This window comes from Amycolatopsis heterodermiae (assembly GCF_034929455.1).
Lineage (GTDB): Bacteria > Actinomycetota > Actinomycetes > Mycobacteriales > Pseudonocardiaceae > Amycolatopsis > Amycolatopsis heterodermiae.
This window is the reverse complement of sequence record NZ_JAYFSI010000008.1, coordinates 359,913-381,920: the sequence shown is the minus strand read 5'-3', so window position 1 is coordinate 381,920 and position 22,008 is coordinate 359,913. Positions and strand designations below refer to the sequence as shown.

The following is a 22,008-nucleotide window of genomic DNA, read 5'->3' as shown; positions in this document are numbered from 1 at the left end:
TGTGGACCGTCCACTGCGGATGGTCATGTTCGCCGACGCCGGTTCGCCGGACGCGGCTCTGCTGGACCAGACGAGCTACACCCAGGCCGCGCTGTTCGCACTGGAAGTCGCGCTCTACCGGCTCTTCGAGCACTGGGGTGTGACGCCGGACTACCTGGTCGGCCACTCGATCGGCGAGCTGGCGGCCGCGCACGTCTCGGGCGTGCTGTCGCTCGCCGACGCCGTCAAGCTGGTCGCCGCGCGTGGCCGGTTGATGCAGGCGCTGCCGACCGGTGGCGCGATGATCGCCATCCAGGCCACCGAGGACGAGATCACGCCCCACCTGTCGGACCGGGTGGCCATCGCCGCCCTCAACGGTCCGATGTCGACGGTCATCTCGGGTGACGAGTCCGAGGTGCTGGCCGTGGCCGCGCACTTCGCCGACCGCAAGACCAAGCGGCTGGTCGTGAGCCACGCGTTCCACTCGCCATTGATGGACCCGATGCTGGACGAGTTCCGCGGTGTCGCCGGGTCGCTGACTTACGGTGTGCCGGTTGTCCCGATCGTCTCGAACGTCACCGGCGAGCTGGTGACCGAGTTCGACGCCGAGTACTGGGTCCGGCACGTCCGCGACGCGGTGCGTTTCCTCGACGGGATGCGGACCCTCGAAGCCGCCGGGGTCACGACCTACGTCGAGCTGGGCCCGGACGGCGTCCTGTCCGCGATGGCCCAGGACTGCGTGTCCGGCGGTACCTTCGCCGCGGCCACCCGCCGGGGACGCCCCGAGCCGCAGGCCGCCGTCGCGGCGCTGGCCCAGGCGTACGTCCGCGGCGTGCCGGTGAGCTGGGACGCCGTCCTCGGCGGCGCCGGTACCCGCGTCGAACTACCCACCTACCCGTTCCAGCACCGGCGTTTCTGGCCGCGTGAGCGCGTGGTCGACGCGGTTGTCGACCCGATCGAGGCCGGGTTCTGGGCCGCGATCGAGTCCGGTGACCTCGACACCGTCTCGGACACTCTCGACCTGCCCGCCGACGCCCTGGCCGACCTCGTCCCGTCGCTGGCGGACTGGCGCCGTCGCCGCCTTGCCGCGTCCACAGTGGACAACTGGCGGTACGGCACGGACTGGGCTCCGCTGACCCTCGACGGCCGTCTCACCGGTGACTGGCTGCTGCTCACCCCGGAGACCGGGCACGAACTGGTTGACGACGTCGATTCCGCGCTGACCGCGAACGGCGCGACCGTGCGCCGGATCGTCGTGACCGACCGTGAGACGCTGGCCACGCAGGTCCGCGTCGCGCTCGCCGAAACACCGGCCGCCGGAGCGCTTTCCCTGCTGCCCCTGGGCGACGCCGGTCTGCCGGACACGGTCGTGGCCCTGCGGGCACTCGCCGAGGCGGGCTCCGACCTGCGGCTGTGGACCGTCACGTCCGGGGCCGTCACCTGCGGCGAAGCCCTGCGTGACGCCGGCCAGGCCCAGGTCTGGGGTCTCGGCCGGGTCGCCGCGCTGGAGCAGCCGCAGCGCTGGGCCGGCCTGCTCGACCTGCCCGAACGGCTCGACCCGCGGACCGGCACCCGGCTGGCCGCGGTGCTGGCCGGCGGCCACGACGAAGACCAGGTCGCGGTCCGCGACCACGGCGTCTTCGGGCACCGGATCGTCCGCTCGACCGATGCTCCGGTTGCTGACTGGCAGCCGACGGGCACCGCGCTGATCACCGGCGGCACCGGCGCACTCGGCACCCGGGTGGCCCGCCACCTGACCGGACGTGGTGTCGAGCACCTGGTGCTGACCAGCCGTCGTGGCCTCGACGCGCCCGGCGCGGCCGACCTGCGCGACGAACTGACCGCGCTCGGCGTCTCCGTCACCATCGCCGCCTGCGACGCGGCCGACCGCGACGCCCTCGCCGAGGTCGTCGCCGCCATCCCGGCCGAGCACCCGCTGACCACGGTGGTCCACACCGCCGGCGTGCTCGACGACGGCGTCGTCGACTCGCTCGACGCCGACCGGTTCGCCACCGTCGCGCGCGCCAAGGTCGCCGCCGCCGGGCACCTCGACGCGCTCACCCGCGACCTGCCGGTCACCGCGTTCGTGCTGTTCTCCTCGACCGCCGGGGTGTTCGGCGCGGCCGGCCAGGGCAACTACGCCGCGGCCAACGCCGGGCTCGACGCCCTCGCCGAACGCCGCCGCGCCGACGGCCTGCCCGCGACGTCCATCGCCTGGGGCGCCTGGGCGGGCAGCGGCATGGCCACCGACGACGGCGTCAGCGAACGCCTGCGCCGCACCGGTGTCCCGCAGATGGACCCGGAGCTGGCTCTGTCCGCTTTGGACCGTGTGGTCGCGTCGGACGCGGCGACGGTCTGCGTCGTCGACGTCGACTGGGCTAAGTTCGCGCCCGGCTTCACCGCGGCACGGCCGAGCCCGCTCATCGGCGACCTCCCGGAGGTTCGCGCGCTGAAGTCCACAGTGGACGACGCGCAACCCGAGTCGCTCGCCGAGCGGATCGCCGGGCTGCCGGAAGCCGAGCGTCGGCTGCTGGTCGTCGACTTCGTCCGCGGCGGTGTCGCGGCGGTGCTCGGCCACGCCGGGATCGCCGACGTGCCGGAGAACAAGGCGTTCACCGAGCTGGGTTTCGACTCGCTCACCGCGGTCGAGCTGCGCAACCGCCTCACCGCGGCCACCGGCCTGACCCTGCCCTCGACCCTCGTCTACGACCACCCGACGCCCGCCGCGCTGGCCGAGCACCTGTGTGCGGAGCTGGCCGGCGAGACCGCCGGTGCGATCGTCCGGGCGCACGCGGCCGAGGACGACGACCCGATCGCCATCGTCGCGATGAGCTGCCGGTACCCCGGCGGCATTCACTCGCCCGAGGACCTCTGGCGGATGATCGTGGACGGCCGCGACGCCGTCTCCGAGCTGCCCGGCGACCGTGGCTGGGACTTCGACGCGCTGTTCGGCGACGGCCTGGGTGCCTCCGCCGCACGGCACGGCGCGTTCCTCTACGACGTCGCCGACTTCGACGCCGGGTTCTTCGGCATCTCACCGCGCGAGGCGCTGGGCATGGACCCGCAGCAGCGGCTGCTGCTGGAGACGTCCTGGGAGGCCTTCGAACGCGCGGGCATCGACCCGAAGTCGTTGCGCGGTCAAGAAATCGGCGTGTTCGCCGGGACCAACAGCCAGGACTACGCCACGCTGCTGCAGAGCTCCGGCGAGGACGTCGAGGGCTACCTGGCGACCGGCAACGCGGGCAGTGTGGTGTCCGGCCGGCTGTCCTACACCTTCGGCTTCACCGGCCCGGCGGTCACCGTCGACACCGCGTGCTCGTCTTCGCTGGTGGCGCTGCACCTCGCCGCGCAGTCGCTGCGTTCGGGCGAGTGCTCGCTGGCGCTCGCCGGTGGTGTCGCCGTGATGGCGACGCCCGCCACGTTCGTCGAGTTCTCGCGCCAGCGCGGCCTCGCCGAGGACGGCCGCGTCAAGGCGTTCGCCGCGTCGGCCGACGGCACCGGCTGGGGCGAAGGCGCCGGCATGCTCCTGCTGGAACGGCTTTCCGACGCCCAGCGCAACGGCCACCAAGTGCTGGCCGTAGTCCGCGGCAGCGCGATCAACCAGGACGGTGCGTCCAACGGCCTGACCGCGCCCAGCGGTCCGGCCCAGCAACGTGTGATCCGCCAGGCTCTCGCCAACGCCGGTCTGTCCACTTCGGACGTCGACGCCGTCGAGGCCCACGGCACCGGCACCACCCTGGGCGACCCGATCGAAGCTCAGGCGCTGATCGCCACCTACGGCACCGACCGGGAGACGCCGCTCTGGCTCGGCTCGGTCAAGTCGAACATCGGGCACACGCAGGCCGCCGCGGGTGTCGGCGGGATCATCAAGATGGTCCTCGCGATGCGCCACGGCGTCCTGCCGCGGACCCTGCACGTGGACGAGCCGACGCCGCACGTCGACTGGTCGGCCGGCACCGTCCGGCTGCTCACCGAAGAGACGGCCTGGCCGGAGACCGGCCGCCCGCGCCGGGCCGGTGTCTCGTCGTTCGGGTTCAGCGGCACCAACGCGCACACGATCATCGAGCAGGCCCCCGAAACCACGCCGGAACCGGCCGCGGAGACGCTGCCCGCACTCGTGCCGGTCGTGGTGTCCGGTGCGGACGAAGACGGACTTCGCGCCCAGGCGCGCCGTTTGGCCGCGTCCTTCGACGAATTCGAGACGGCCGAAGCCGCAGCCGCGCTTGCGGTCACCCGCTCCGCGCTGGAGCACCGCGCCGCGTTCCTGGCGACGAGCCGTGAGGACCTGCTCGCCGGGCTCGCCGCCGTGGCCCGGGGTGAGGGCGTCCACGGCACCGCGACCGGCGGTGGCCTCGCGTTCCTGTTCACCGGTCAGGGCAGCCAGCGGCTCGGCATGGGCCGCGAGCTGTACGAGACGTACCCGGTGTTCGCGGCCGCGTTCGACGAGATCCGCGCCGCGTTCGACTTCGACCTCGACGGCGGGGACCTCGACCAGACGCAGTACGCCCAGGCGAACCTGTTCGCGCTGGAAGTGGCCCTGTTCCGGCTCTTCGAGTCCTGGGGCGTGCGGCCGGACTTCCTGGCCGGCCACTCGATCGGCGAGCTGGCCGCGGCGCACGTCGCCGGGGTGTTCTCGCTGGCCGATGCGGTCAAGCTGGTCTCGGCCCGCGGACGCCTGATGCAGGCGCTGCCGACCGGTGGCGCGATGGTCGCGATCCAGGCGACCGAGGACGAGGTCACGCCACAGCTGTCGGACGCGGTCAGCATCGCGGCCCTCAACGGTCCCGAGTCGACAGTCGTATCCGGTGACGAGGAAGCCGTCCTGGCTCTCGTGGCGCGGTTCGACGGCCGCAAGACCAAGCGGCTCACGGTCAGCCATGCGTTCCACTCGCCGCGCATGGACGCCATGCTCGACGACTTCCGCGCGGTGGCCGAGACCCTGACCTTCCACGCACCGCGCATCCCGGTCGTGTCCACTGTGTCCGGTGAGTTGGCGACCGGCCTGACCGACCCGGGTTACTGGGTGGACCAGGTCCGCGGCACGGTCCGGTTCCTCGACGCGATGCGCACGCTCGCCACCCGGGGCGTGACCACGTTCCTGGAACTCGGTCCCGAGGGTGTGCTCACCGCAGCGGGCCAGGACTGCGTCACCGGCGACTTCACCGCCGCCCTGCGCGGCGGCCGCGCCGAGACCGTGTCGGTGCTGACCGCGCTGACCGAGGCCCACGTGCATGGCGCCGACGTCGACTGGACGTCGGTGTTCGCGGGCGTGCCGTCCCGGCGCGTAGAACTGCCGACCTACGCCTTCCAACGGAAGCGCTACTGGCCGGAGCAGCCGACCGCCGTCGTCACGACGGGGTCGGCGAGCCCGGCCGAGACCGAGTTCTGGGCCGCGGTCGAGAACGCCGACTTCGACGCCGTCACCGGAACCCTGGCCCTGGACGGCGACCAGCCGCTCAGCGCCGTGCTGCCTGCCCTGTCCGCCTGGCACCGGCAGCAGCGCGTCGAGTCCGTTGTGGACGGCTGGCGCTACCGCGTCGCCTGGCAGCCGGTGACCGACCTCGCGGCCCCCGTGCTGCGTGGGACCTGGCTGGTCGTCGGCGATACCGAGCACCCGCTGTGCGGCGCACTCACCCGCGCCGGGGCCGACGTCGTCGTCACCGGCGGCGAGATCCCCGCGGACACCGCGTTCGACGGCGTGGTTTCCCTGCTAGGCATCGATGACCGGCCACACCCCGAGCACCCGGGTGTCACACTCGGCGCCGCCGCGAACCTCACGCTGGTGCGTGCGCTCGGCGAAGCCGGGATCGACGCTCCCTTGTGGATGGTGACACGCGGTGCGGTCTCGACCGGCCGCGCCGACGTCCTCGGCTCGGCGTCCCAGGCGCTGGTCTGGGGCATCGGCCAGGTCGCCGGCCTGGAGCTGCCGCACCGCTGGGGCGGCCTGCTCGACCTGCCCGCGGAGCTGGACGACCGGGCGCTCGCCCGGGTCGCCGGCGCGCTGGCCGGCACCGAAGACCAGGTCGCGGTCCGCGGCTCCGGCGTCTACGTGCGCCGGCTCGTACCCGCGCCGCTGCCGGCCGGGATCACGTCGTGGACCCCGCGCGGCACCGTGCTGATCACCGGGGGCACCGGCGCGCTGGGTGCGGAGGTCGCTCGCTGGGCGGCCGCCGGAGGTGCGGAACGGCTGGTGCTGACCAGCCGCGCCGGCCTCGCCGCACCGGGCGCCGAAGCACTGCGCGACGAACTCGCCGAGTCCGATGTGGACGTCGTGATCGCCGCGCTGGACGTCACCGATCGTGACGCGCTGGCCGCGCTCGTCGCCGAGTACCCCGTTGACGCCGTCGTCCACGCGGCCGGCGTCGAATGGGCGACGCCACTGGACACTGTGGACGTCGCCGGGTTCGCCGAGGTGCTGTCCGCCAAGGTGACCGGCGCCGCCAACCTGGACGCCGTGCTCGGCGAGTCCGAGCTGGACGCTTTTGTGCTCTTCTCGTCGATCTCGGGCATCTGGGGCTCGGGTGGGCAGGCCGCCTACGCGGCGGCGAACGCCTACCTCGACGCCCTCGCCCAGGCCCGGCGGGCCCGCGGGCTCGCCGCCACCGCCGTGGCCTGGGGCCCGTGGGCCGGGGGTGGCATGGCCGCCCGCGGTGACGCGATCGACCAGCTGCGCCGCCGCGGCCTCGAACCCTTGGCGCCCGCTTCGGCGATCTCCGCCCTCGGCCGCGCGGTCGGGGCGGACGAGACCGCCGTCGTGGTCGCCGACGTCGACTGGGCCAAGTTCGCCCCGGCGTTCACCGCGGCCCGGCCGCGTCCGCTGCTCGACGGCGTTCCCGAGGTTCGCCGGGTCCTCACCGAATCCACTGTGGACACCACGTCCGCCAACGTCTCCGAGCTGGCGGGTCGTTTGGCCGGGCTGGGGGAGGCCGAGCAGGACCGCCTGCTCGTCGACCTGGTCCGGACCGAGGCCGCCGCGGTGCTCGGCCACACCGGCACCGACGCGGTCGTCCCCGGCCGTGCGTTCAAGGAACTCGGGTTCGACTCGCTGACCGCCGTCGAGCTGCGCAACCGGCTCACCGCGGCGACCGGCATCCGCCTGCCCGCGACGCTGATCTTCGACTATCCGAACGCGACCGTCCTCGCCGGCCACCTGCGCACCGAACTCACCGGTGGTCAGGAAACCTCCGGCACCGACGTCGTGTCCGTAGTGGCCGACGACCCGATCGCGATCGTGGCCATGAGCTGCCGGTATCCCGGTGGCGTCCGGTCGCCGGAGGAGCTGTGGCGCCTCGTCGCCGACGGCGTCGACGCGATCGGCGACTTCCCGGCCGACCGCGGCTGGGACCTGGGCGCGCTGTTCGACCCGGACCCCGACAACACCGGCACCAGCTACGCCCGCACCGGCGGGTTCCTCGACGGTGTCGACGGCTTCGACGCGGGGTTCTTCGGGATCAGCCCGCGTGAGGCCCTCGCCATGGACCCGCAGCAGCGGCTGCTGCTCGAGACCACTTGGGAGGCGTTCGAACGCGCCGGGATCGACCCGCACGCGGTGCGCGGCAGCCGGACCGGCGTCTTCGCCGGGACGAACCTGCAGGACTACGGCACGCTGCTGACCGGCCAGCCTGGCCTCGAAGGGCACCTCGCCACCGGCAACGCGGCCGCGGTCGTCTCCGGCCGGCTGTCCTACACCTTCGGGCTCGAAGGCCCGGCGGTCACGGTGGACACGGCGTGCTCGTCTTCGCTGGTCGCGCTGCACCTCGCGGCGCAGGCCCTGCGGGCGGGCGAGTGCTCGCTGGCCCTGGCGGGCGGCGTTGTCGTCATGTCGACACCGAACGCCTTCATCGAGTTCAGCCGCCAACGCGGGCTGGCCGAGGACGGCCGGTGCAAGCCGTTCGCCGAGGCCGCCGACGGCACCGGCTGGGGTGAAGGCGTCGGCATGCTCCTGCTGGAGCGGCTGTCCGACGCCCAGCGCAACGGCCACCCCGTCCTGGCGATCGTGCGCGGCAGCGCGATCAACCAGGACGGCGCATCCAACGGCTTGACCGCGCCCAACGGACCCGCGCAGCAGCGCGTGATCCGGCAGGCGCTGACCAGCGCCGGTCTGTCCACCTCGGACGTCGACGCGGTCGAAGGCCATGGCACCGGCACGACGCTGGGCGACCCCATCGAGGCGCAGGCCCTCCTGGCCACGTACGGTCAGGACAGGATCGAGCCGTTGTTGCTGGGCTCGCTCAAGTCCAACATCGGCCACACGCAGGCCGCGGCCGGTGTCGGCGGGATCATCAAGATGGTCCAGGCGATGCAGCACGGTGTGCTGCCGAAGACGCTGCACGTCGACGAGCCGTCGTCCAAGGTGGACTGGGCCGCGGGTGCGGTCGAGCTGCTGACCGATGCGCGCGAGTGGCCGGCGGTGGACCGCCCACGGCGTTCCGCGGTGTCGTCGTTCGGCATGAGCGGCACCAACGCGCACGTCGTCCTCGAGCAGGCGCCCGAGGTCGTCGAGGCGGAGCGCGTGCCCGCCGGCGAACCGGCACCGTGGGTGCTCTCCGCCCGTGACGCCGACGCCCTGCGTGACCAGGCAATTCGTCTTCAGACGCGGCTCGACGGCGCGGACTGGGAGGTCGGCGACGTCGCCTTCTCGCTCGCCACGTCCCGCGCCCGGCAGGAGCACCGCGCGGTGCTGACCGGCGACCGGGCCGAGCTGCTCGCCGCCCTCGGCGCGCTGGGCCGCGGCGAACCCGCCGCACAGCTGGTCAGCGACGTCGTCGCCGACGGCGCGACCGCCCTGCTGTTCACCGGCCAGGGCAGCCAGCGAGCCGGGATGGGCCGCGAGCTGTACACGGCGTTCCCGGTGTTCGCGGACGCCTTGGACGCGGTGTGTGCCGAGTTCGACACCCACCTGGACCGTCCACTCCGGATGGTCGTCTTCGAGGACTCCGGTCTGCTCGACCAGACGGCTTACACCCAGGCTGCGCTGTTCGCGGTCGAGGTCGCCCTGTTCCGGCTGGTGGAGAGCCTGGGCCTCCGGCCGGACTTCCTGGTCGGCCACTCGATCGGCGAGCTGGCCGCGGCGCACGTCTCGGGCGTGCTGTCGCTGTCCGACGCCGTCACGCTGGTCGCCGCTCGGGGTCGGCTGATGCAGGCGCTGCCGACCGGTGGCGCGATGGTGGCGATCCAGGCCACCGAGGACGAGATCACGCCCCACCTCTCGGACCGGGTGGCCATCGCCGCGCTGAACGGCCCGACCTCGACCGTCATCTCCGGCGACGAAGCTGAAGTGCTGGCCGTGGCGGCGCAGTTCGCGGACCGCAAGACCAAGCGGCTGACCGTCAGCCACGCGTTCCACTCGCCGCTGATGGACCCGATGCTGGACGAGTTCCGCAGCGTTGCGGAGTCGCTGTCCTACGGTAAGACGGTTATCCCGATCGTCTCGAACGTCACCGGTGCGCTGATCAGCGAGTTCGACGCCGAGTACTGGGTGCGCCACGTGCGCGAGGCCGTCCGGTTCGTCGACGGCATGCGGACCCTGGCCGCCGAGGGCGTGACCAGGTTCGTCGAGCTGGGCCCGGACGGCGTGCTGTCGGCGCTCGGCCAGGACTGCCTGGACGAGCCCGCCGTGTTCACCGCCGTCCTGCGCGGCGACCGGCCGGAACGCCGGACCCTGCTCACCGCGCTCGCCACGGCGTACACCCACGGCGCGGACGTCGACTGGGCCGCGCTGACCACCGGCGCGCGCCGGATCTCCCTGCCCACCTACGCCTTCCAGCGGACCCGCTTCTGGCCGACGCCGACCGCGTCGAGCCGGGGCGCCGCCGCCGGGCTGGGCCTGGACGCGGCCGGGCACCCGATGCTCGGCGCGGCCGTCTCGCTGGCCGGCGGTGACGGCGTGCTGTTCACCAGCAGGCTGTCGACGCTGACCCACCCGTGGCTGGCCGACCACGCCGTGCACGGCACCGTGCTCGTGCCCGGCACCGGCCTGGTCGAGCTGGCCGTCCGCGCCGGCGACCAGGTGGGCTGTGACCACCTCGAAGAGCTGACCCTGCAGGCGCCGCTCGTGCTGCCCGCCGACGGCGGCGTGCAGCTGCAGGTCACCGTGGGCGAGCCGGACGCGGACGGCCGCCGCGAGGTGACCGTCCACTCGCGACCGGAGGGCACCACGTTCGGCCACCCGTGGACGACGCACGCCACCGGTCTGCTCGGCACCGCCGTCACCGCACCGCCCGCCGAGCTGGCCGAGTGGCCGCCGTCCGGCGCCACGGCGCTGGAGACGTCGCGGCTTTACGACGACCTCGCCGGAGCCGGTTTCGGCTACGGCCCGGCGTTCCGCGGCCTGCGTGCCGCGTGGCAGCTCGGTGACGACGTCTACGCCGAAGTCGCGCTTGAGTCCGAAGTGGACGACTCGTTCGGCCTGCACCCCGGGTTGTTCGACTCGGTGCTGCACGCGATCGGCCTGAGCGGACGGCTCACCGGCGAGGGCACGGGCATCCCGTTCGCCTGGACCGGTGTCACGCTGCACGCTTCGGGCGCGTCCGCGCTGCGGGCCAAGCTGTCCCCGGCCGGCAACGGCGTCTCGCTCGAGCTGTTCGACGCCGCCGGGCAGCCGGTCGCGACGGTCGGTTCCCTCGTACTGCGCCCGGTCTCGGCCGACGCGCTCGACACCGCCCGGACCGAGTCGATGTTCCGTCTGGAGTGGACCTCGGTCCAGCCTTCGGGAACGGCCGAGATCGGCTATCTTGACCGGCTCGGCGACACCCGGCCCGAGTTCGTGCTGGCCACGGTGGACGCCGAGGACTCGGCGGCCGAGGCCCACGAAGCCGCGCACCGGGCGTTGGCGCTGGTCCAGGAGTGGATCGACGGGACCGACGAGGCGAAGCTCGTCCTGGTCACCCACGGTGCCGTCGCCGTTCGGCCGGAGGACGACGTCCCCGGCCTGGCCGCCGCCACCGTGTGGGGACTGGTCCGCTCGGCGCAGTCCGAGAACCCGGACCGCCTGATCCTGCTGGACACCGACTCCGACGACGAGCAGGCCGTCGCCGCCGCCCTGGCGACCGGCGAACCGCAGCTCGCCCTGCGCGCGGGGGAGACGTACGTCCCGCGCCTGGCGCGCGCCGCGCTCCCGGTCACCGAAGAGTCCACTCTGGACACCAACGGCACCGTGCTGGTCACCGGTGGTACCGGTGCGCTCGGCTCGCTGTTCACCCGCCACCTCGTCACCCGCCACGGCGCGCGGTACCTGCTGCTGCTCAGCCGTCGCGGTGCCGCCGCCGAGGGCGCGGACGCCCTGGCGGCGGAACTCGCCGAGCTGGGCGCCGAAGTCCGGTTCGCGGCCTGTGACGCCGCGGACCGCGACGCCCTCGCCGCGGTCCTCGCGGCGATCCCGGCCGAGCACCCGCTGACCGCCGTCGTGCACACCGCCGGTGTGCTGGACGACGGCGTCGTCGGCACGCTCACCCCCGAGCGGATCGACACCGTGCTGCGGCCCAAGGTCGACGCGGCGCTCAACCTGCACGAACTCACCACCGACCTGACCGCGTTCGTGCTGTTCTCCTCGGCCTCCGGCGTGTTCGGCGCCGCCGGCCAGGCGAACTACGCGGCCGCCAACGTGTTCCTCGACTCGCTGGCCGCGCGACGGCGTGCCGCCGGGCAGCCGGCGACGTCGCTGGGCTGGGGCCTGTGGGCCGACGGCGGCAGCATGGCCGGCGGGCTCGGCGAGGCGGACCGGCGGCGGATGAACCGCGCCGGCGTTGCCGCGCTGACCGCGGACGAGGGTGTCGCGCTGTTCGACGCCGCGCTCGCGTCCGGCGAGGCCGCCCTGGTCCCGATGCGGATGGACGCCGCCGCCCTGCGCGACCCGGGCACCGCGGTGCCGGCCGTGCTGCGCGGCCTGGTCCGGACCACCACCCGCCGGGTGGTGACGGCGGACGTCGTCGCAAGCGGTTCGGCGCTGGCCGACCGGCTGTCCACGATGGACGAAGCGGAACGCGAGCGCACCTTGCTCGGCGTCGTCCGCCAGACCGTCGCGGCCGCGCTCGGTTACGACTCGGCCGACGCCGTGGACGCCGGAAAGGCTTTCAAAGAGCTCGGTTTCGACTCGCTGACCTCGGTCGACCTGCGCAACCGCCTGAACACGGCCACCGGTCTGCGGCTGCCCGCGACCCTGGTCTTCGACTACCCGAACGCGACGGCGCTCGCCGCGTACCTGCGCACCGAGCTGCTCGGCTCGGCCGAGCCGGTCGCGGTGGCGCCGGTCCGCGCGGTGAACGTCGACGAGCCGATCGCCATCGTGGCGATGAGCTGCCGGTACCCCGGCGGCATCCGCGGGCCGGAGGACCTGTGGCGGCTGGTGTCGACCGGGGCCGACGCGATCTCGCCGTTCCCGGTCAACCGTGGCTGGGACCTGGAGAAGCTGTTCCACCCCGAGCCCGGCCACAGCGGCACGAGCTACGCCCGCGAGGGCGGGTTCCTGCACGAGGCGGACGAGTTCGACGCCGAGTTCTTCGGCATCTCCCCGCGTGAGGCCCTGGCCATGGACCCGCAGCAGCGGCTCCTGCTCGAGACGTCGTGGGAGGTCTTCGAACGCGCCGGCATCGCGCCGGAAGCGTTGCGGGGCAGCCGAACCGGCGTCTTCGCCGGCCTGATGTACCACGACTACGCCGCGCGCCTGCCGGAGATCCCGGAGGAGGTCGAGGGTTACCTCGGCACCGGCAACGCGGGCAGTGTCCTTTCCGGACGGCTGGCCTACACCTTCGGGCTGGAAGGCCCGGCCGTCACGGTGGACACCGCGTGCTCGTCTTCGCTGGTGGCGCTGCACCTCGCGGCGCAGGCCCTGCGCAACGGCGAGTGCGAAATGGCGCTGGCCGGCGGTGTCACGGTGATGTCGACGCCGACGACGTTCGTCGACTTCTCGCGTCAGCGCGGCCTCGCCGCCGACGGCCGGTGCAAGTCGTTCGCCGAGGCGGCGGACGGCACCGGCTGGTCCGAGGGCGCCGGCCTCCTGTTGCTCGAACGGCTTTCCGACGCCCGCCGCAACGGCCACCAGGTCCTCGCGGTGGTCCGCGGCAGCGCGATCAACCAGGACGGCGCGTCCAACGGCTTGACCGCGCCCAACGGCCCGTCGCAGCAACGCGTGATCCGCCAGGCCCTCGCCTCGGCCGGTCTGTCCACTTCGGACGTCGACGCCGTCGAGGCGCACGGCACCGGCACCACCCTGGGTGACCCGATCGAAGCCCAGGCCCTGCTGGCCACCTACGGTGCCGAGCGCACCGGTGACCCGCTGTACCTCGGCTCGATCAAGTCCAACATCGGGCACAGCCAGGCCGCCGCGGGTGTCGCCGGGATCATCAAGATGGTCATGGCCATGCGGCACGGCGAGCTGCCGGCCACCCTGCACGTCGACGAGCCCTCGCGGCACGTCGACTGGGAAGCGGGTGCGGTCGAGCTGCTCACCGAGCGGACGCCGTGGCCGGAGACCGGACGGCCGCGCCGCGCCGCGGTGTCGTCCTTCGGCATCAGCGGCACCAACGCGCACACGATCATCGAGCAGGCACCGGACTTCGCCGAGCCGGTCGAGGGGGAGACGCCCGCGATCGCGACGCCGTTCGTGCTGTCGGCACGCGAGGCGGACGCCCTGCGCGAGCAGGCGTCGCGCCTGCACGCCGTTGCCACCGAGCAGGACGCGCTCGACATCGCCCACTCGCTGGTCACCACGCGCAGCCGGATGCCGCTGCGTGCGGTGGTGTCCGGTGTGGACCGTGACGAGCTGCTGCGCGGACTGGCCGCGCTCGCCGCCGGTGAGTCCGGTGGTGTCGTGACGGGTGCGGTGTCGCCGGGTTCGCTGGCGTTCCTCTTCACCGGGCAGGGCAGCCAGCGGCTCGGCATGGGCCGCGAGCTGTACGAGACCTACCCGGTCTTCGCGACGGCGTTCGACGAGATCCGCGCGGAGTTCGACTTCGAGATCGCGTTCGACACCGACGAGCTGCACCAGACCCAGCACACCCAGGCCGCGCTGTTCGCCCTGGAAGTGGCGCTGTTCCGGCTCCTCGAGCACTTCGGCGTGCGGCCGGACTTCGTGGCCGGGCACTCGATCGGCGAGCTGGCGGCGGCGCACGTCGCCGGTGTGTTCTCGCTGGCCGACGCGGTCAAGCTGGTGTCCGCGCGCGGCCGTCTCATGCAGGCGCTGCCGACCGGCGGCGCGATGGTCGCGATCCAGGCGACCGAGGACGAGATCACGCCACACCTCTCGGACCTGGTGAGCATCGCCGCGTTGAACGGTCCGATGTCGACGGTCATCTCCGGTGACGAGGACGCCGTTCTGGCGGTCGCGGCGCAGTTCGCGGACCGCAAGACCAAGCGGCTCACGGTCAGCCACGCGTTCCACTCGCCGCTGATGGACCCGATGCTCGAGGAGTTCCGCGCGGTCGCGGAGACGCTGACGTTCGCCGAACCGCGCATCCCAATCGTGTCCACTGTGGACGGCAACCCGACGTCGCCGGGCTACTGGGTGGACCAGGTCCGCGGCGCCGTCCGGTTCCTCGACGCGGTGCGCACGCTGGAAAGCCGCGGTGTCACGACGTTCGTCGAGCTGGGCCCGGACGGCGTGCTGTCCGCGCTCGGCCAGGAGATCGCCGAGGCCGCCGCGTTCATCCCGGCCCTGCGCAAGGGCCGGACCGAGCCGGACACGCTGCTCACGGCGCTGGCCGAGGCCGACGTCCGCGGCGCCGACGTCGACTGGACCCGGCTGTGGGCCGGGTCGGGGGCGCGCACGATCGACCTCCCGACCTACGCGTTCCGCCGTCGCCGCTACTGGCTGCACAGCGCGGCGTCCGCCGCGGACGCCTCCGGCCTCGGGCTCGGCAAGGCCGACCACCCGCTGCTGGGCGCGTCGGTCGAGCTGGCCGAGGGCGACGGCCTGGTCTTCACCGGGCGGCTCTCCGCGCAGACGCACCCGTGGCTGGCCGAGCACGCGGTGCACGGCGTGACCGTGCTGCCGGGGACGGCCTTCGTCGAGCTCGCGATCCGCGCGGGTGACGAGGTCGGCTGCGACCGCCTCGAAGAGCTGACGCTCGAAGCGCCGCTGGTCATCCCGGCCCAGGGCGGCGTCGCCGTCCAGATCACCGTCGGCGCGGCCGACGGTTCCGGGCGCCGGACCCTGTCCGTCCACTCGCGACCGGACGGCGAACCGTGGGTTCGCCACGCCGGTGGTGTGCTCGCCGCGACCGGTGCCCCGATCCCGGCGACCCCGGCCGAGTGGCCGCCCGCCGGCGCCGACGCCGTCGACGTCACCGAGTTGTACGACGGCCTGCTGTCGGCCGGCCTGGCCTACGGCCCGCTGTTCCAGGGCTTGACCGCGGCCTGGCGCCGTGGCACCGAGGTGTTCGCCGAGGTCAGCCTGCCCGAGGACGCCGAACTCTCCGGGTTCGGCTTGCACCCGGCGCTGCTCGACGCGGCCCTGCACGGCATCGGCCTCGGCGCGCTCCCGGCCGAGGGCGGCGCGCGCCTGCCGTTCGTCTGGTCCGGTGTCTCGCTGCACGCGTCCGGTGCCCGGGCGCTGCGCGTCCACCTGGCCGCGACCGGCGCCGAGGCGGTGTCGGTGCACGTCGCCGACCCGGCCGGGGCGCCGGTGTTCTCGGCCGACTCCCTGGTGCTGCGCCCGGTTTCCGCTGGTCAGCTCACCGGAGGGGTGGCACGCAGCTCGCTGTTCCAGCTCGACTGGACGACTGTCCCGACACCGGGGACGACCGTCCCGGAGTCCGACGGCTTGGTCATCGAGCCGGTCACCGACGCCGCGTCCGCGCTCGCCGTGGTCCAGACGTGGCTGCCCACCGAGAAGACGGTCGTCGTCGTGACCCGCGACGCCGACCCGGCCGCCGCGGCGGCCCACGGCCTGGTCCGCTCGGCGCAGGCCGAGCACCCGGGCCGGTTCGTCCTGGTCGACCTGGACGCGACCGCCGGACCCGCGGAGCTGCACGCCGCGGTGGCCACCGGCGAACCGCAGATCGCGGTCCGCGATGGCGTGCTCACCGCACCCCGGCTCGCGCGGGCCGCACTGTCCGAAACGGACGTCCACTTCGGAGACGGCACCGTCATGGTCACCGGCGGTACCGGGGCGCTCGGCGCGCTGTTCGCCGAGCACCTGGTCACCCGGCACGGCGTCCGGGACCTGCTGCTCACCAGCCGTCGCGGCGCGGACGCGCCCGGCGCGACCGAACTCGTCGAACGACTGGAGAACCTCGGCGCCACGGTGACGCTCGCCGCCTGCGACGTCGCCGACCGTGACGCTCTCGCGGCCCTGCTGTCCGGTCACCGGGTGACCGCGGTCGTGCACAGCGCCGGTGTCCTCGACGACGGCCTCGTCGAATCCCTGACGCCTGAACGCCTCGCGGCCGTGCTGGCCGCCAAGGCCGACGCGGCGCAGAACCTGCACGACCTGACCTCCGACCTCGACGCGTTCGTCCTGTTCTCCTCGGTCGCCGGGACGTTCGGCGGTGCGGGCCAGGCGAACTACGCCGCGGCGAACGCCTATCTCGACGCGCTCGCCGAGCAGCGGCGCGCGGCCGGGCTGCCGGCGACGTCCCTGGCCTGGGGCCTGTGGGATGGCGGCATGGCAGGCAGCCTCAGCGAAGCCGACGTCGCCCGGCTCGTTCGGGCGGGCACCGCACCACTGTCCACTGAGGACGGCTTGGCGCTGTTCGACGCGGCGCTGGCGACGGACCGCGCGGTCCTGCTGCCGGTGCACCTCGACCCGGCGGCCATTCGCGCCGCCACCGGTGAGATTCCGCCGCTGCTGCGCGGCCTGGTCCGCGCTCCGGCGCGGCGGGTCGCGGCGACGACCGGCGCGGCCGGGGCGTTCGCCGAAACCCTGTCCGGGCTGGCCGCGGGCGAGCAGCTCGACCGGCTGGTGACGCTGGTCCGCGGCGAGGTCGCGGGCGTGCTCGGGTACGACTCGGGCGACGAGGTCGACCCGGCCAAGGCGTTCCGCGACGCCGGTTTCGACTCGCTCACCGCGATCGAGCTGCGCAACCGCCTGCACGCGGCCACCGGCCTGCGGCTGCCCGCGACGCTGGTGTTCGACTACCCGACCCCGGACGCGCTCGCCGGGCACGTCCACACCGAACTGTTCGGCGGCAATGACACAGCCGTCTTCGTCGCGGCCACCGGCTCGGACGACCCGATCGCGATCGTCGCGATGAGCTGCCGGTACCCCGGCGGCGTCACGACCCCCGAGCAGCTGTGGAACCTCGTCGCGGCCGGCGGGGACGCCATCACGACGTTCCCGGACAACCGCGGCTGGGACCTCGACGCGCTGTACCACCCGGACGCCGACCACCCCGGCACCAGCTACTCGCGTGAAGGCGGGTTCCTGCACGACGCGGGCGGCTTCGACCCGGTGTTCTTCGGGATCTCGCCGCGCGAGGCCGTCACGATGGACCCGCAGCACCGGTTGCTGCTGGAGACGTCGTGGGAGGCCTTCGAACGCGCCGGCATCGCGCCGGAAGCGTTGCGCGGCAGCAAGACCGGCGTCTTCGCCGGTGTGATGTACCACGACTACTCCGCGCTGCTCGACGGCGCGGACGAGGACTACGAAGGCCACTTGGGCACCGGCAACGCGGGCAGCATCGCCTCCGGCCGGGTCGCCTACACCTTCGGGCTGGAAGGCCCGGCGGTCACGGTGGACACCGCGTGTTCGTCCTCTTTGGTCGCTCTGCACTGGGCCCTTCAGGCGCTGCGCAACGGCGAATGCACCATGGCGCTCGCCGGTGGTGTGACGGTCATGGCGACGCCGAACGCGTTCATCGAGTTCTCGCGCCAGCGCGGCCTCGCCGCCGACGGCCGCTGCAAGGCGTTCTCCGCGGACGCCGACGGCACGGGCTGGTCCGAGGGTGCGGGCATGATCCTGCTGGAGCGTCTCTCCGACGCCCAGCGCAACGGTCACCCGGTACTGGCGGTCGTGCGCGGTAGCGCGATCAACCAGGACGGCGCTTCGAACGGCCTGACCGCGCCAAACGGTCCCTCGCAGCAGCGGGTGATCCGGCAGGCCCTGGCCAACGCGGGTCTCGCACCGTCCGATGTGGACGCCGTCGAAGCACACGGCACCGGGACGTCGCTGGGCGACCCGATCGAGGCGCAGGCGCTTCTCGCGACCTACGGTGCCGAGCGCACCGGCGACCCGCTGTGGCTCGGCTCGCTGAAGTCGAACATCGGCCACAGCCAGGCGGCCGCGGGTGTCGGCGGCGTGATCAAGATGGTCATGGCGCTGCGCAGCGGCGAACTGCCCAAGACCCTGCACGCCGACGAGCCGTCGCCGCACGTCGACTGGGCGTCGGGCGCGGTCGAGTTGCTGACCGAGGCGCGGGCCTGGCCGGTGACCGGCCGGGCGCGCCGCGCGGCGGTGTCGTCGTTCGGCTTCAGCGGTACCAACGCCCACGCGATCATCGAGCAGGCCCCGGAACCCGCGCCGAAGCCGCAGGTCCCGGCGCCGGCGGTGGTCCCGCTGGTGCTGTCGGCGAAGTCGCCGGCGGCGCTGGCCGAGCAGGCCGCGCGGCTGCGTGAGCACCTGGCGGCCGGGTTCGAGCCGGCGGACGTCGCGGCCTCGCTGCACGTCCGCACGCGCTTCGAGCACCGTGCGGTGATCACCGGCACCGGTCCTGACGAGCTGCTGACCGGCTTGGCCACGGCCGAGGCCGTCGAGGCCGGATCGGGTGGGACGGCGTTCCTGTTCACCGGTCAGGGCAGCCAGCGGCTCGGTATGGGCCGCGAGCTGTACGAGACCTACCCGGTGTTCGCGGCCGCGTTCGACGCGATCGCCGCCGAACTGGATCTCGACGGGGACATCGACCGGACGCAGTACACCCAGGCGACCCTGTTCGCCCTGGAAGTCGCGCTGTTCCGGCTCTACGAGTCGTGGGGCCTGCGGCCGGACGTGCTGGTCGGCCACTCGATCGGCGAGCTGGCGGCCGCGCACGTCGCGGGCGTGCTGTCGCTGTCCGACGCCGTGACGCTGGTGTCGGCGCGTGGCCGGCTCATGCAGGCGCTGCCGGAAGGCGGCGCGATGCTGGCCATCCAGGCCACCGAGGACGAGATCACGCCACACCTCTCGGACGCGGTGAGCATCGCCGCGCTGAACGGCCCGGACTCCACCGTGATCTCCGGCGTCGAGAAGGCCGTGCGAGCGGTCGCCCGGAAGTTCAAGGGCCGCAAGACCAAGCGGCTCAAGGTGAGCCACGCGTTCCACTCGCCGCTGATGGACCCGATGCTCGACGAGTTCCGCGGGATAGCCGAGTCGCTGTCCTACGGTCAGCCGGTCGTCCCGATCGTCTCGAACGTGACCGGCGAGCTGGTCACCGAGTTCGACGCGGACTACTGGGTGCAGCACGTCCGGGAGGCCGTCCGCTTCCTCGACGGCGTCCGCACGGCCGCGGCCCAGGGCGTCACGACGTTCGTCGAGCTGGGCCCGGACGGCGTGCTGTCCGCGCTCGGCCAGGAGATCGTCCCCGACGCGACCTTCGTCCCGGCCCTGCGCAAGGGCCGGCCGGAGGCGCTGACCGCCGTCACCGCGCTCGGGACGGCGCACGCCCACGGCGCCGACGTCGACTGGGCCACCGTCCTCGGCGGCGCCGGCCGGCACGTCGACCTGCCGACCTACGCCTTCCAGCGCGAGCTGTACTGGCCGAAGCCCGGCACCCGTACCGGCGACCTGACCGCGGCCGGCCTCGGCGCGGCGGACCACCCGCTGCTGGGCGCGGCCGTCGCCCGGGCCGACGACGGCGGGTTCCTGCTCACCGGGCGGCTCTCGCTCAAGTCCCACCCGTGGCTGGCCGAGCACACCGTGCGCGACGTCGTCGTGCTGCCCGGGACGGCCTTCGCCGACCTGGCGCTGCACGCCGGCGAGCCGGCCGGCTGTGACCGCCTCGAGGAACTGGTCCTCGAGGCCCCGCTGGCCGTCCCGGCCGAAGGCGTGGTCGTGCAGGTCTCGCTCGGTGCCGAAGACGAGGCGGGCCACCGTTCGCTCGTCGTGCACTCCCGCGTCGGCGACGCGCCCTGGGTGCGCCACGCCACCGGCGAGCTGGCTCCCGGCGCGATCGCCGCGACGCCGTTCGTGGCCGAGTGGCCGCCGTCCGGCGCCGAACCGGTCGACGTTTCCGCGCTGTACGAAGGTCTCCTGGCCGGCGGGCTCGGTTACGGCCCGGTGTTCCAGGGCCTGACCACGGCCTGGCGACGGGACGGCGAGGTGTTCGCCGAGGTCACGCTGCCGGACGACACCGACGTCACCGGGTTCGGCCTGCACCCGGCGCTGTTCGACGCGGCCCTGCACGGGGTCGGGCTCGGCGCGTTCGTCGAGGACACCGGCACGGCGCGGCTGCCGTTCAGCTGGTCCGGCGTCACGCTGCACGCCACCGGCGCCCGCACGCTGCGGGTCCGGCTGGCGGTCGCGGGTGCCGACGCGGTGTCCGTGCACGCCGCCGACACCGCCGGCGAGCCGGTGCTGTCGGTCGAAACCCTTTCCCTGCGCCCGGTTTCGGGCGTTCCGGTCGACGACGTCGTCCGCCAGTCGCTGTACACAGTGGACTGGACGGCCGTCGCCGTGCCCGCCGACACCGACCCGGACACCCCGGTGCTGCTGGTGCCGCGCGGGGAAACCCCAGAAGAGGTCCGCGCGGCCGTGCACCTCGTGCTCGACGCGCTCCAGCGGCAGGCCGACCTGGACGGCCGGCTGGCCGTCGTCACCCGCGGCGCGGCCGCGGTGCTGGACGGCGACGAGCCGGACCTCGCCGGTGCCGCCGTCTGGGGCCTGGTCCGCGCGGCCCAGGCCGAGCAGCCCGGCCGGTTCACGCTGGTCGACCTCGACGCGGCGGCCGACCTGGCCGAGCTGCCAGGCGTCCTCACCTCGGGCGAACCGCAACTCGCCGTTCGCGGCGGAGCAGTGCTCGCGCCGCGGCTGGCGCGGGCCGCGGTCGCCGACCACGAGCCCGCGGCGTTCGACGGAACGGTGCTGGTCACCGGCGCGACGGGCGCGCTCGGTGCGGTCTTCGCCCGCCGGCTCGCCGAAGGCGGCGCTCGGCACCTGCTGCTGGTCAGCCGGTCCGCCACCGCGGACTCCCTGGCCGACCTGACCGCCGAGCTGACCGGGTTCGGCGCGGACGTCACCGTCGCGGCCTGCGACGTCGCGGACCGGGACGCGCTGGCCGCGCTGCTGGCCGAGCACCCGGTGACCGGCGTGGTGCACGCGGCCGGCGTCCTCGACGACGGCGTGCTGGCGTCGCTCACCCCCGAGCGTGTCGACGCCGTGCTGCGGCCGAAGGTCGACGCCGCGTGGAACCTCCACGAGCTGGCCGGCGACGCGTCCCTGTTCGTGCTGTTCTCCTCGGCCTCCGGGGTGTTCGGCGGCGCGGGCCAGGGCAGCTACTCGGCCGCGAACGCCTACCTGGACGCGCTGGCGCACCGCCGGCACGCGGCTGGGCAGGCCGCGACCTCGCTGGCGTGGGGCCTCTGGGCCGGCGACGACAGCATGGCCGCCGACCTGGCCGAGGCCGACCTGCGACGGATGTCCGCCGCCGGCATCGGCGCACTGTCCACCGAGGACGGCATGACGTTGTTCGACGCCGCACTGTCCACAGGGGACGCCGCGCTGGTGCCGGTGCGGCTGGACCTGGCCGCGATCCGGGCCCGGGGTGCCGTGCCGTCGTTGCTGCGGGGGCTCGTGCCCGCGCCGAAGCGGCGGGCCGCGGTCTCGACCGTCACCGCGTCGCTGGAGCAACGGCTCGGCGCGCTGGCCTCGGCCGAGCGTGAACGGGCGCTCGTCGACCTGGTCCGCACCGAGGTCGCGCAGGTGCTCGCGTTCGCTTCGGCGGACGCGGTCGGCGCCGCGCGGACGTTCACCGAGCTGGGCTTCGACTCGCTCACCGCGATCGAACTGCGCAACAAGCTGCACACGGCAACCGGCCTGCGACTGCCCGCCACGCTGATCTTCGACTACCCGACCCCGGACGCCCTGGCCGCCTACCTCGGGAACGAACTGTTCGGAGTGGACGG

Annotated in this window: 1 protein-coding gene (cut by both window edges); it reads left to right on the top strand. The window is 73.7% G+C overall.

All 22,008 nt of this window come from inside a single coding sequence — locus VA596_RS31695, type I polyketide synthase (RefSeq protein WP_323331875.1), on the top strand. Of the gene's 47,454 coding nucleotides, 6,320 precede the window and 19,126 follow it; the stretch shown corresponds to coding positions 6,321–28,328, spanning codon 2,107 (partial) through codon 9,443 (partial); the first codon wholly inside the window starts at position 2. Both the start codon and the stop codon lie outside the window.